Below are 12,231 nucleotides of genomic sequence, written 5' to 3' on the forward strand. Positions count from 1 at the left end.
TCATTGGCGAACGACATGCGATTCGCCGCATGTCGTTCCTCCCCCCGCGTCGTCGTCGCTGACGCGTACGTCCCCGCCTTTGTCGTCCCCTCTCGCAGACCCTGACAGACCGTTGCCGATTTCGGGTTCGGCTTTGTCGCCAAACTGCGGTCGCCCTTCGCACTGATCACTGCATGCAATCGAGCATCGCCTACCCGTCGCTATAAACACAGCGCCCGGTGCAACTCGCAAGCCCGGACAAGGGCATGAGCGAAATATGCGATCCTCTTTTTGTAATCTATAAGTTACAATGCAACCTATGCTTGATCTGTTGCGGTACGAGTGCGCAGACGGCACCGTTCCCATCGAACAGTGGCTGTCGAAGCTTCGTGATCGCACTGCGCAGGCCCGCATCCGAATGCGACTCACGCAACTCCGTGCAGGCAATTTTGGCGACTGCGCGTCGGTAGGCGAAGGCGTGATCGAGCTGCGGATTCACATCGGGGCCGGGCATCGCGTGTATTGCGCACGGTACGGGCACGCGATTGTCCTGTTGCTGTGCGGGGGCGACAGGCATTCGCAACCCACAGATATTCAGCGGGCCAAGGAATTCTGGAAACTTTGGAAAAGGAGTGTTTGATGAGACGACTGGGTAATGCGGTATCGCACCACGACGCGGAAGTGGCTGAACTGCGCGCCGACCATGCACTCGCTGTCGAATACCTGAAGGCCGCCATGGCAGCGCTCGACAATCCCGAAGAGCGTGCTGGCGGACTGCTGGCGCTGCGCACCATTGCAGAGGCTTACGGCGGTCTTGCCAACGTTGCGCAACAAGCGGGCATTACACGCGAAGCGCTCTATCGCGCGCTGTCACCGAAAGGCAACCCGACGCTCAAAACACTGATCGCCGTGCTCAAGGCCGTCGGCATGCGACTCTCGGTCGAACCCGAGCCGCAACTCGCCTGAGCACCGGCGAAGCGACCGCATCGACAGCATCGACCGTTCCGTCGCGCGTGAGCACATGGACATGCGCTTGCGAGCGGTCGTCCGCACACGCCAGCGGACCGTCGCGGGTTCAGTGCGCGCCGCGCAACCGTTGGCCTTGCTCTGAAATAACCGAGTCGAAATCGCTGACCTGCGCGAAGCGCACGGCCCGAACCTGACCGAACTTGCTGGAATCGACGACAAGGTGACGCTCGACCGCGCTGGCGATCGCGGCCTGCTTGATCGGTACCTCGTGGAAATTCCAGCAACTGACGCCGCGCGTATCGTCGACGCCACCTGCCGAAATCAACGCCTTGTTGATGCCGATGTGGCGCAGCGCTTCAAGGCTTTCGTTGCCGGTGAACGAATCTGACGATGGCACGTAGACACCGCCGAGCAAAATCAGACGGATGTTGTCCATGCGTCGCACCGCCTCGGCCACGTTCAGCGAATAACAAATGATGGTCACATGCAGGTCGCGTGGAATGTACCGGCCGATCAACGCCAGCGTCGTCCCGCAGTCGACAAACACCGTGTCATTGGGCGCGATCAGACGGGCTGCCGTTGCACAGGCCAGCGCCTTGGCCTGCGCAAAATGCGACTCTTCGGTCTCGAGTACATAGGTGCCGCTGCTCGCCGGCAACTTGGCCGCATTGACGATGTGACCGCCAAGATACGTGAACAACTCGGGATTGGCCGCCACATCGCGCCGCACCGTCATCTCCGACACACCCAACAGCGCGACTGCCTCGCGCAGATGAATCACACCGTGGTCGTCGAGAGCCTTGGTGAGCGCGCGAACGCGATCCGACTTCTGCATCGTGGGTTTCCGTAGAACAGTTAAATGCGGGGTTGTGCAGGCGAATCCATCAAAGACGTTAACTTTCTCTCGCCTAGTTTGAAAGAATTATAACAAGCCGTTTGCGCAAACGGACATGAGGATTTCCCGATCATCATCGAGTCGGCGATACCACGCCGATTGCGATCGCCTCGGGCGCAGAATCGCCACTCTTTTTACATTCCGGCAGATTTCCGGTTATTCCGTGTCGTCGGCAAACGACGAAGCAGCGTTATCGCGCGCCAGCCCGGCTAAAATGGCAGATTCATTTCAGCGGGCCAACCCGGCCCTCCGGCACCTTTTCCGCATGCGTTCGACCGTCCGACTTACTGCCTCCGCCACCAGTGCGCTGCCGCGCTGGTTGCTGTTTGCGATCTGCATCGTCTATGCGGCGTCGGGGCTATTCGGCCGCGATCCGTGGAAAAACGAGGACGCGGCGTCATTCGGCGTCATGTGGACGCTCGCCAACGGCGGCTGGCACGACTGGCTGCTGCCCAATCTCGTCGGCAAGGCCATCACGGCGACCGGTCCGCTGCCATTCTGGCTCGGCGCGCTGTGCATCCGCGCATTCGGTCCCTGGCTTGCGCCCAACGACGCGGCGCATTTGCTGACCGGGCTGATGTTCTACTGCATGTGCGCGTTCGTCTGGTACGGCACCTACCTGCTCGGACGGCGCCCTGAAGTCCAGCCGTTCAAATACGCGTTCGGCGGAGAGCCGTCGCCTCGCGACTACGGTCGCACGCTCGCTGACGGAGCCCTGCTGATTCTGCTTGCGTCGTTCGGCCTCGCGGAACGCGGCCACGAATCGACGCCGCAGATCGGCCAGCTCGTGTGCACCGCGATGTTTGTGTATGGGCTGGTCCGGGCACTCGACAAGCCCTGGCAAGGCGCGCTGTGGACGGGCTTCGCGCTCGGGGCGTTTTCGTTGTGTGCGAGCCCGCCGCTGACGGTCGCGCTCGTCGTTGCGCTGCTCGCCGTGTCGTGGGTCGTGCCCGCGCTCGACAAGCGCAAGCTGCTCGGCGTCGCGCTGCCCCTCGGCCTCGTCCTCGCGCTGAGCTGGCCCCTCGCGGCTCGCCTCGCGTATCCCGACGACGCCGCGCCGTTCCTGCACGAGTGGCTGTGGACCAATCTCGCCAATTTCCGCGGTTCGCCCAAGGGCGCGCTGTTCTACGCCGCGAAAAACCTGCCGCTGTTCACGTGGCCGGCGTGGCCGCTCGCGATCTGGACATGGCTCAGCTGGCCCGACCTGCGCCGCGCCCCGCACATCGCCGTGCCGCTCTCGATCGTCGTGCCGGTGCTCGCGCTGATCCTGCTGCAGCAGCACGAAACCAATATGCTGTTCCTGCTGCTGCTTCCGCCGCTCGCGGTGATGGCGAGCTTCGGCCTGCCCACGCTCAAGCGCGAAGTGATCAATGCGTTCGACTGGTTTGCGGTATTGAGCTTCACGATCGTCGGCGGCTTTGTCTGGATCGTCTGGATCGCGTCCGAGACAGGCTTTCCGGCCCAGATTGCGCGCAACCTGGGCCGGCTGGTGCCCGGCTACAAGCCCGAATTCAATATCCTGTCGCTGCTCGCTGCGCTCGTCGTCACGGGCTGCTGGATCGCCCTCGTGCGATGGCGCCTGTCGCGCCATCCGAAGGTGCTGTGGCGCAGCGTCGTCCTCTCGGGCGCCGGAACGACGCTCATGTGGGTGCTGCTCATGACGCTGTGGTTGCCGCTCGTGAACTTCAGCCGGACCTACCGCGACGTCGCGACGCAAATCGCCACGCGATTGCCGGCCGACTACACGTGCATCACGCCCGTGCGGCTTGGCGACGCGCAGATTGCCTCGTTTGCCTATTTCGGCAATATGCATTTCGCGTTCGACGGCACGGATTGCGATGTACTGCTGCGGCAGGACACGCAGGACTACAATCCCCCGGCGTCGCTGTCGCCATACACGTGGAACCTGGTCTGGGAAGGCCGACGCGCAGCCGACCGGGACGAACGATTCCGGCTTTACGTTCGCGTCGAACGACCCAAACGGATCGTCCCCCCCGTTCGCCACAACGGCAAGCATTAAGCTCGCATGTTCGAACACGTCAAACGCATCGCAACGCTTGCCTGGCCTGTACTGATCGGACAACTGGCCATCATCGCCTTCGGCGTGCTCGATACCGCGATGGTCGGACGCTACTCGGCACTCGACCTGGCGTCGCTTGGCCTGGGCAATTCGATCTACATCTCGGTCTACATGGCACTGAGCGGGATCCTGATCGCGCTGATGCCGATCGCCGGACATCTGTTCGGCGCGGGCCGATCGAACGAGATCGGCAACGAAGTGCGACAGGCCTTCTGGCTCGCGGCCGGACTCTCCGTCATCGGCGTGGCCGTGCTCGCCTGGCCCGCGCCCCTGCTGCGTCTCGCCGACGCGCCGCCCGAACTCGCCGGGCGCACCACCGCGTATCTGCAGATCCTTGCGATTGGCGTGCCGGCCGGGCTCGTGTTCCGCGTGTTCAATTCCTTGTCGACCGCGATCTCGAAGCCGCGCATGGTCATGACCTTGCAGGTGATCGACCTTGCGATCAAGGTGCCGCTGAACACATGGTTCATCTTCGGAGGCTGGGGGATTCCCGCGCTCGGCGGTCCGGGCAGCGCCCTCGCGACGACGCTGATCAATTTCGGCTCGGCAGCGATCGGCTTGTTCCTGATCGCGCGCCACCGCGACTATCGCGCGCTCGCGGTGTTTGAACGGTTCTGCTGGCCGCAGTGGCGTCACCAGCTCGCACTGCTGAAACTCGGCCTGCCGATGGGGTTGTCGTATCTGATCGAAGTCACGAGCTATACGTTCATGGCGATCTTCATCACGCACTTCGGCACACGCGTGCTGGCCGGTCATCAGATCGCCGCCAATCTGGGCGCCGTGCTCTACATGACGCCGCTCGCGATCGGCATCGCCACCTCCACGCTGGTATCGCAGACGCTGGGCGCCCGGGACCCTGTCCAGGCACGTGCGCTCGGCCTTCACGGCATTCTGATGGCGGGCGGGATGGCGGTGGTGCTGACGTCGCTCGTGCTGGCCCTGCGGCACCAGATCATCGCCGCGTACACGCCCGATTCGCTCGTCGCCGCCGCGGCTCTTCCGCTCGTCACGATCGTCGCGTTCTATCACCTGTTTGACGCGATCCAGTGCTCGACGGGGTTCGCGCTACGGGGCTACAAGATCACGACGATTCCGACGATCATCTATGCCGTCGCGCTCTGGGGCGTCGGCCTCGGCGGCGGCTATGTGCTCGGCTTCAACGTGCCCGGCACTTTGCCCGAACTCTTCACAGGAGCGCGCGGCTTCTGGTTCGCCAATATGGCGAGTCTCGTGATTGCAGCCACATCGCTGCTGATTTACTGGCTACGCATCAGTAATCCTTCGCATCGCTACGCGATGGGCCATCCTTCGATTCACGCGGAATAAATATCGGCGTGGCAGACTCGGCTCGCCCGGATTACTGCGGGCTTTTCGACTCGCCCGGGTTTTGTTCTATGCTTAATGCGGCCGGCACTCGAATTTCAACGCATGAACAACCGTTGAACACGGAGCACACAATGATCAAGAAGTGGCTGCTGGTCCTCCTCGCGTGGCTTTCTCTTGCAGTCCACGCCTACGCCGTCGAACTCAACACAGCAACGCAGGCCGAACTCGAGGCCCTCAAAGGCATCGGGCCGGTCAAGTCGAAAGCGATTGTCGACGAGCGCACGAAGAATGGTCCGTTCAAGGATGCCGATGACTTTGCGACTCGCGTCAAAGGGATTGGCGACAAGACCGTCGTGAGCCTGGAATCGCAGGGTCTCACGATCAATGGTTCGTCCACGGCGCCGAAGGGCGGCGCGGCCGCCGCAGCGACCACGGCGGCCCCGGCCGCGTCGATGTCGATGAAGAAGACACCGGGCGCCAACGTGAAGAGCCCCTCGGCAGGCACGGCTGCCGCGGCTGCATCTGCACCGCCCGCCACGGCCGCCATGACGGCGAGCGCATCGTCGGCCGATGCGGCATCGTCCGCATCGGGCAAGAAGTCGAAGAAAGCCTCGAAGAAGGCAGGCGCGAGCGCGGCGAGCGCCGCATCAGCCAGCAAATAAGCGATTGCCGGCCGCAGGCATTCGCGCATCGCCAGCACGCTGGCGCAGCATTCCTTCACCGAGTTTCTTAGACGGAGGTACGCATGGGCTTACTTGACTCTCTGACTTCAGCGCTGGGTTCGGGCGGCGACGCCGCGCAAGCCGGCGCCCACGGTTCCGTGATTGCAGCAGTGATCGAATACGTCAATCAACAACCCGGTGGCTTTTCCGGCCTGGTTCAATCGTTCGAACAAAACGGGTTGGGCGGCGTGGTGGGTTCGTGGATCGGCCACGGCGAAAATCAACCGATCTCGCCCGATCAGATTCAGAGCACGCTGGGCAGTGACGCGATCAGTGCGATCGCTCAGAAGGCGGGTGTCTCGACCGATCAGGTGTCGGGCATCCTGAGCCAGGTGTTGCCGCACGTCGTCGACAAGGCCACGCCAGACGGTGAAGTTCCGCAAGGCGGCTCACTCGAAGCGACAAGCCTGCTCGGCGCGCTCGGCGGTTTGTTCGGCAAGCAGGGGTAATGAGCCTCGCCTGAAGTGACGCGAAGCACGATGCATCGCGTTGCGGCGTGCCGATAGTGTGCAGCGGCTGTTCGCCGGGCCGATCCGGAGATCGGAACTCACGCAATCGGGCTACGGCGCGCGATGTGAAACGAAGGCCCGGCAGCGATGCCGGGCCCTCAATCCCTTATGCGGGCAGCGCGAAGATCGCAATCGCCTCGCGCAACACACCCACCTGATCCTTCAGCGAGTGCGCGGCTGCCGCGGCTTCTTCGACAAGCGCGGCGTTCTGCTGGGTCACGTGATCCATTTCGCCAATCGCACGATTGACCTGCTCGATGCCGGCGCTCTGCTCGTGCGACGCGGTACGGATTTCTTCGAGAATATCGGTCACGCGACGCACCGAGGTCACGATCTCGTTCATCGTCTCGCCGGCGCGCGTCACTTGCGCGGCACCCGTTTCGACGGACTGCGTCGACGATTCGATCAGCGTCTTGATTTCCTTCGCTGCCGATGCGGAACGTTGTGCCAGGCTGCGAACCTCCGAGGCCACGACCGCGAAGCCCCGCCCCTGCTCGCCTGCGCGGGCCGATTCAACCGCGGCGTTCAAAGCCAGAATATTCGTCTGAAACGCAATCGCGTCGATCACGCTGATGATGTCGCCGATCTTGCGTGAGCGCGCCGTGATTTCCGACATGGTCTGCACGACATCGCCAACCACGCCGCTACCGCGCGTCGCCACCGCGGCGGCTTCTTCGGCGAGGCGTGCCGCCTGGACGGCGCTGTCTGCATTGTGTTTCACGTTGGCCGTCATCTGTTCCATGCTCGATGACGTTTCGACGAGTGCCGACGCTTGCTGTTCAGTGCGCTGCGACAGGTCGCTATTGCCCACGGCAATCTCGGTCGCGCCTACGTTGATATTGTCCGTGCCTTCACGAACGCGCGAGACGGTGGACACCAGCGAGCGCTGCATGCCGCGGAGCGCGCCAAGCAGGCTGGCATCGTCGCCATGAGGCACGGGCACCGTCGTCGCGAGGTCGCCGTTGGCGATGCGCTGCGCGACTGACACGGCCAGCTCAAGATCGCCACCGAGATTCTTGCGCACGCTGCGCAGCACGACCAGCATCACGAACGTCGAGATCGCGCCGAGGACCGCGGTCATCGCAAACCAGCGCAGCGCGCTCGCGATGCAGGCGCTTTCGACATCGTCCATATACATGCCGGTCACGATGTACCAGTCCCACGGCGCAAAATGGCGCGAGAAGCTGGTCTTCGCGACGGGCTTTTCGCTGCCGGGCTTCGGCCACAGATAGTCGACGAAATCGCCGCCTTCGTGATTGCCCGCCGTCACGATGTCGCGAAACAGAAAGTGCCCGGCGGGATCCTTGAAGTCGCTCAGGTCCTTGCCGTTGAGCGCCGTCTTGATCGGGTGCATGACCATCACGGGCTTCGAGTCGTTGACCGAGACGTAGCCATCCTTGCCGTAGCGAAGCCCTGCGAGGATGTCGATGGCGTTCTTCTTCGCCTGGTCTTCGGTGATGGTGTGCTGCTGCGCGAGCGCGTACTGGTGCTCGACGATGCTATCGGCTTGCCCGACCAGCGCGACGAGCTGCTCGCGGCGGTCGGCAATCATCGAGGCGCGGTTTTGAAAGGCGCCCAGCGTTCCGATCACGATCAGACCGAGCCAGAGCACCGCAATCATCGATCGGAGTTTGTTATTCAGCGTCATCGTGCGTCTTGCTTCAATCGTCGTCGGGTTGCATATATCGGTTGCGGCTTCGCATAGATGCATTCTCCATGCGCATTCCGCTTCCCCTACCCGCAATTACGACCAGTCAGGCACTCGGCTTCAGAAGGGCAAACCCTAATCGATCTGTAGAATCGATAACTCATATTAATCGTCCTGACGTGCGGACCCGATGAATCCCTGGCGGTGATTGCACAGGACATCACGCGTAGCGACGCTTGCCAGGAACAAGCTGACTTGGCGGCGGTGTCAGGCGCGGACTGTATGAGATGTGGCACTCGGCGGCGCCAATGAAAAAACCCCGCTGATCTTTCGATCAACGGGGTTTCTGTTTGGCGGAGCGGACGGGACTCGAACCCGCGACCCCCGGCGTGACAGGCCGGTATTCTAACCAACTGAACTACCGCTCCAAACTGCTTGCCCGATGCGATGAACTGTCATCCGGACTGGCACACATCGCTACTGCTCGATGACACCGATATTCTGGCGTCCCCTAGGGGATTCGAACCCCTGTACTCACCGTGAAAGGGTGATGTCCTAGGCCTCTAGACGAAGGGGACTCACACTTTATAAAAAAAGCCGCTCAAGATCGCCGAGCGGCTGTTTTCGTGTTTGGCGGAGCGGACGGGACTCGAACCCGCGACCCCCGGCGTGACAGGCCGGTATTCTAACCAACTGAACTACCGCTCCAAACTACTTAACTGCTTGCCCGATGCGATGAACTGTCATCCGGACTGGCACACATCGCTACTGCTCGATGACGCCGATATTCTGGCGTCCCCTAGGGGATTCGAACCCCTGTACTCACCGTGAAAGGGTGATGTCCTAGGCCTCTAGACGAAGGGGACATAATCTTTTCAGATTCGTCTTTGCTGCATTTTCTCGTTTGCTATCGCGCTATTCGCTGCGACAACAGAAGCGAGAAGTATATCCATCTCACTACTGCCTGGGAAGCTTTTTTTTCGTCGGAGCCTTATCTCATGCGGCTTTGCGACCGATTGTCACCTCGATCGCCGCGCAATAAAAACGCACGACTGAAACTTCCCTCTGAATCCTTGGTGGAGGTAAGCGGGATCGAACCGCTGACCTCTTGCATGCCATGCAAGCGCTCTCCCAGCTGAGCTATACCCCCGGTGCAGAGAAACGAGATATTAAAGAACGCTTCGAACCTTGTAAATACCCTGCGCAAACAAAAATGGAAAAAAGTGCTCGGGTCCCATGTGACACCGGAATGAAGCGACGTTGAACATCATGCGACACGCACGATGTTCAACGTGACATCAAGCCGTCGCTTGCGTATCTGGACCTGCCCCGTCGAATACGTCTGCGTCACGTATGCGGTATGCACCATCGGGCATCCAGACACCACGAAGCGATTTAACGCGATGCGGTGCTCAGGCCTGCGCCAGCCGTGACAACACGACATCGCGCCCGAACAACTGCAGCACGGCATCGATCGACGGCGTATGCGTCGTGCCTGCGACAAGCAGACGCACCGGCATCGCGAGCTGCGGCATCTTGAGCTTGTGCGCGCCGAGCGTGGCCTTGAACGCCGCGTTGATCGCTTCCTTCGTCCATTCGACATCGCGAAGCGCGGCCGCGAGATCACCGATGACGGGCTTGATGACGTCGGTCAGATGCTGCTCGCGCGATGCGGCATCAGGCTGCGGCGTCACGTAGAACATCGATGCACTTTCAGCGAGTTCCTTGACCGTGTGCGCACGATCCTTGAACAGTCCGACAACCTGGTCGAGCGGCGCCCCCGCGGAAAGGTCCGCGCCAAGCGCGACGAGGAATGGCTTCGCGAGTGCGGCGAGCCGCGCGTTGTCCGCTTCCTTCATGTACTGGCCGTTGAGCCACTTGAGCTTGTCCGAATCGTAGGCCGCGGGCGACGTGCCCAGATGCTCGAGGTCGAACCATTCGACGAACTGCTCGCGCGAGAAGATCTCGGCATCGCCGTGTGCCCAGCCGAGTCGTGCGAGATAGTTGACCACGGCTTCGGGCAGAAAGCCCTCGTCGCGATACTGCATGACGCTCATCGCACCGTTGCGCTTCGACATCTTCTCGCCAGCTTCGTTGAGCACCGTCGGCAAGTGGGCGTACACGGGCGGTTCCTGGCCGAGCGCGCGAAGGATGTTGATCTGGCGCGGCGTGTTGTTCACGTGATCGTCACCGCGAATCACGTGGGTGATCTTCATGTCGAGATCGTCGATGACCACGCAGAAGTTGTACGTCGGCGTGCCATCGGGACGGGCGATCACGAGATCGTCGAGCTCTTCGTTCGAGATTTCGATGTGACCCTTGACGGCGTCGTCCCATGCGACCGCACCCGTCAGCGGATTGCGGAAACGGATCACCGGCTGCACGCCTTCGGGCGGCGTCGGCAGCACCTTGCCCGGCTCGGGTCGCCACGTGCCGTCATAGCGCGGCTTTTCGCCGCGTTCACGCTGTGCTTCGCGCAGTGCGTCGAGTTCTTCGGTCGACATGTAGCACGGATACGCGAGCCCCTTGTCGAGCATGTCCTTGAGCGCTTCGCGATACCGGTCCATGCGCTGCATCTGATAGAACGGCCCCTCGTCGATGTCGAGACCGAGCCAGTCCATGCCTTCGAGAATCACATCGACGGCTTCCTGACTCGAGCGCTCGACGTCCGTGTCCTCGATACGCAGCACGAAGGTGCCCTTGTTGTGGCGCGCGAACGCCCACGGGTACAGCGCGGAGCGGATATTGCCGAGATGGATGAAGCCGGTCGGGCTGGGTGCGAATCGGGTGCGGACTGGAGTGGTCATGAGCTTCGGACAGGTCGCCCGTGCGAGCGGAGATGCCGCAACGGATGCTTGGCGGAAAGGAAACGCGAAATTATAGCCCTCCCGGCGCGCGCCTTTACGGGCACCTCGCATCGGCTCCCTTCCCGACGCGTTCATCGCGCCCACAATCGACGCCCTTATAATTGCGGCGCACTGCAGTTGGAGAAGTTGAATGCCGATCACCCGAATCGATGCGCGCCGCGCGTCTGCCCCGTCCGAACACCCTTCGCGGCCACACACACGCACAGCCCGATGGCTGCGTGCGGGTGCGCTCGCGCTCAGCCTGGTGCTTGCCGCCTGCGCAAGTTCACCGCCGCCGATCAAAAGCGGCGTAGTACCGAACGGCACACCCGGGACGGCCACGGACATCGCCACGGCGCCTTCGTCGTCCGATCGTGATGGCGCTGCGAACCCTGCCCTGCCCAGCTCGCCGCTCGTCCCGCCCGGCGCGCAAGTCACTCCGCGCCAGATCCGCATCGGCCTCGCGCTCGGCGGCGGCGCCGCGCGCGGGTTTGCACATATCGGCGTGATCAAGGCGCTCGAAGCGCACGGCATTCATCCCGATCTCGTCGCGGGCACGAGCGCCGGATCGGTGGTCGCCGCGCTCTACGCGTCGGGCATGAACGGTCTGCAGATGAACAAGGCCGCGCTCAAGCTCGATGAAGCGTCGATCAGCGACTGGGCCATGCCGTTTCGCTCGCGAGGTCTGATCAAGGGCGTTGCACTCGAGAACTACCTCAACACGACGCTGAACAACCGGCCGATCGAACAGCTCAAGGTGCCGCTCGGCATCGTCGCCACCGATTTGCGCACGGGCGAGCCGATCCTGTTTCAGCGCGGCAATACCGGACAAGCGGTCCGTGCCTCATGCAGCATTCCGTCGATCTTCGAGCCCGTGAAGATCGGGGGTCACGAGTATGTCGACGGCGGACTCGTGAGCCCGGTGCCGGCAGCATTCGCGCACAAGATGGGCGCCGACTTCGTGATCGCGGTCGACATTTCTTCGCGCCCCGAAAGCGCAGTGACGTCGAGCTCGTTCGACCTGCTGATGCAGACGTTCACGATCATGGGCCAGAGCATCAAGGCCTATGAGCTCGACAAATACGCCGATGTCGTGATCCGGCCCAATCTCTCGAAGATGGGCGGCGCCGATTTCGCCGATCGCAACGCGGCGATCCTCGCGGGCGAGGAAGCAGTCGATGCGGCGTGGCCGGATATCCAGCGCAAACTGGCGGCCGCGCGCAAGGCACCGGCCGATCTGACAAGCGCACGGTAGAC

General features: G+C 62.3%; 10 protein-coding genes and 5 tRNA genes. 7 read left to right on the forward strand and 8 right to left on the reverse strand.

The window, feature by feature from the left end:
• Window positions 1-397 precede the first annotated feature (397 nt).
• Together ACMFWR_RS12640 and ACMFWR_RS12645 are read left to right on the forward strand one after the other, a co-directional pair.
• Window positions 398-619 (forward strand): type II toxin-antitoxin system RelE/ParE family toxin, encoded by a 222-nt coding sequence (locus ACMFWR_RS12640; protein ID WP_413194879.1) that lies wholly within the window; start codon window positions 398-400, stop codon window positions 617-619.
• Window positions 619-945, forward strand: a complete 327-nt coding sequence (locus ACMFWR_RS12645) for an addiction module antidote protein (RefSeq protein ID WP_413192000.1) — start codon at window positions 619-621, stop codon at window positions 943-945. The genes ACMFWR_RS12640 and ACMFWR_RS12645 overlap by 1 nt, the downstream gene beginning before the upstream one ends.
• 109 nt (window positions 946-1,054) lie before the next feature.
• Here the strand turns inward: ACMFWR_RS12645 and ACMFWR_RS12650 are convergent, their stop codons facing one another.
• Entirely contained in the window at window positions 1,055-1,783 is a 729-nt protein-coding gene (locus tag ACMFWR_RS12650; RefSeq protein ID WP_413192001.1) for a DeoR family transcriptional regulator, read from the reverse strand.
• Between the two features lie 325 nt (window positions 1,784-2,108).
• Here ACMFWR_RS12650 and ACMFWR_RS12655 point away from each other — a divergent pair, with 325 nt between their 5' ends.
• The 4 genes from ACMFWR_RS12655 to ACMFWR_RS12670 all read left to right on the forward strand — a co-directional run bounded on the left by ACMFWR_RS12655 (window position 2,109) and on the right by ACMFWR_RS12670 (window position 6,420).
• On the forward strand, window positions 2,109-3,863 hold the full coding sequence (locus ACMFWR_RS12655; protein ID WP_413192002.1) for an ArnT family glycosyltransferase: 1,755 nt from the start codon (window positions 2,109-2,111) through the stop codon (window positions 3,861-3,863).
• 6 nt (window positions 3,864-3,869) lie between these two features.
• Window positions 3,870-5,249, forward strand: a complete 1,380-nt coding sequence (locus ACMFWR_RS12660; protein ID WP_413192003.1) for an MATE family efflux transporter — start codon at window positions 3,870-3,872, stop codon at window positions 5,247-5,249.
• A 131-nt stretch (window positions 5,250-5,380) separates the two neighbouring features.
• The gene (locus tag ACMFWR_RS12665; protein ID WP_413192004.1) at window positions 5,381-5,911 is read left to right on the forward strand and encodes a ComEA family DNA-binding protein; all 531 of its coding nucleotides are present in this window, start codon (window positions 5,381-5,383) and stop codon (window positions 5,909-5,911) included.
• A gap of 83 nt (window positions 5,912-5,994) precedes the next feature.
• Window positions 5,995-6,420 carry a YidB family protein gene (locus ACMFWR_RS12670; protein WP_413192005.1) on the forward strand — a complete coding sequence of 142 codons (426 nt, stop codon included), beginning with the start codon at window positions 5,995-5,997 and terminating at the stop codon, window positions 6,418-6,420.
• 166 nt (window positions 6,421-6,586) lie between these two features.
• Here ACMFWR_RS12670 and ACMFWR_RS12675 read toward each other — a convergent pair whose 3' ends face one another.
• The 7 genes from ACMFWR_RS12675 to gltX form a co-directional block, all read right to left on the reverse strand.
• On the reverse strand, window positions 6,587-8,128 hold the full coding sequence (locus ACMFWR_RS12675) for a methyl-accepting chemotaxis protein (RefSeq protein ID WP_413192006.1): 1,542 nt from the start codon (window positions 8,126-8,128) through the stop codon (window positions 6,587-6,589).
• 351 nt (window positions 8,129-8,479) lie between these two features.
• A tRNA-Asp gene (locus ACMFWR_RS12680) sits at window positions 8,480-8,556 on the reverse strand.
• A gap of 74 nt (window positions 8,557-8,630) precedes the next feature.
• Window positions 8,631-8,706, reverse strand: a tRNA-Glu gene (locus ACMFWR_RS12685).
• 53 nt (window positions 8,707-8,759) lie between these two features.
• A tRNA-Asp gene (locus ACMFWR_RS12690) sits at window positions 8,760-8,836 on the reverse strand.
• 82 nt (window positions 8,837-8,918) lie between these two features.
• Window positions 8,919-8,994, reverse strand: a tRNA-Glu gene (locus tag ACMFWR_RS12695).
• 208 nt (window positions 8,995-9,202) lie between these two features.
• Window positions 9,203-9,278, reverse strand: a tRNA-Ala gene (locus ACMFWR_RS12700).
• Window positions 9,279-9,540: 262 nt separating this feature from the next.
• Window positions 9,541-10,935: a glutamate--tRNA ligase gene (gltX, locus tag ACMFWR_RS12705; protein ID WP_413192007.1), complete on the reverse strand. Its 1,395-nt coding sequence runs from the start codon at window positions 10,933-10,935 to the stop codon at window positions 9,541-9,543.
• A gap of 190 nt (window positions 10,936-11,125) precedes the next feature.
• Between gltX and ACMFWR_RS12710 the strand changes: the two genes are divergently transcribed.
• On the forward strand, window positions 11,126-12,229 hold the full coding sequence (locus ACMFWR_RS12710; protein WP_413192008.1) for a patatin-like phospholipase family protein: 1,104 nt from the start codon (window positions 11,126-11,128) through the stop codon (window positions 12,227-12,229).
• The last annotated feature ends 2 nt before the right edge of the window (window positions 12,230-12,231 follow it).

It is taken from the genome of Pararobbsia alpina, assembly GCF_965118125.1.
GTDB classification, from domain to species: Bacteria; Pseudomonadota; Gammaproteobacteria; order Burkholderiales; family Burkholderiaceae; genus Pararobbsia; species Pararobbsia alpina_A.

What these genes read in the sequence shown, in the direction of transcription:
- gltX (WP_413192007.1), bottom strand. Translation starts at nt 10,935, where the DNA reads ATGACCACTCCAGTCCGCACCCGATTCGCACCCAGCCCGACCGGCTTC.
- ACMFWR_RS12645 (WP_413192000.1), top strand. Translation starts at nt 619, where the DNA reads ATGAGACGACTGGGTAATGCGGTATCGCACCACGACGCGGAAGTGGCT.
- ACMFWR_RS12650 (WP_413192001.1), bottom strand. Translation starts at nt 1,783, where the DNA reads ATGCAGAAGTCGGATCGCGTTCGCGCGCTCACCAAGGCTCTCGACGAC.
- ACMFWR_RS12660 (WP_413192003.1), top strand. Translation starts at nt 3,870, where the DNA reads ATGTTCGAACACGTCAAACGCATCGCAACGCTTGCCTGGCCTGTACTG.
- ACMFWR_RS12675 (WP_413192006.1), bottom strand. Translation starts at nt 8,128, where the DNA reads ATGACGCTGAATAACAAACTCCGATCGATGATTGCGGTGCTCTGGCTC.
- ACMFWR_RS12710 (WP_413192008.1), top strand. Translation starts at nt 11,126, where the DNA reads ATGCCGATCACCCGAATCGATGCGCGCCGCGCGTCTGCCCCGTCCGAA.
- ACMFWR_RS12670 (WP_413192005.1), top strand. Translation starts at nt 5,995, where the DNA reads ATGGGCTTACTTGACTCTCTGACTTCAGCGCTGGGTTCGGGCGGCGAC.
- ACMFWR_RS12640 (WP_413194879.1), top strand. Translation starts at nt 398, where the DNA reads ATGCGACTCACGCAACTCCGTGCAGGCAATTTTGGCGACTGCGCGTCG.
- ACMFWR_RS12655 (WP_413192002.1), top strand. Translation starts at nt 2,109, where the DNA reads ATGCGTTCGACCGTCCGACTTACTGCCTCCGCCACCAGTGCGCTGCCG.
- ACMFWR_RS12665 (WP_413192004.1), top strand. Translation starts at nt 5,381, where the DNA reads ATGATCAAGAAGTGGCTGCTGGTCCTCCTCGCGTGGCTTTCTCTTGCA.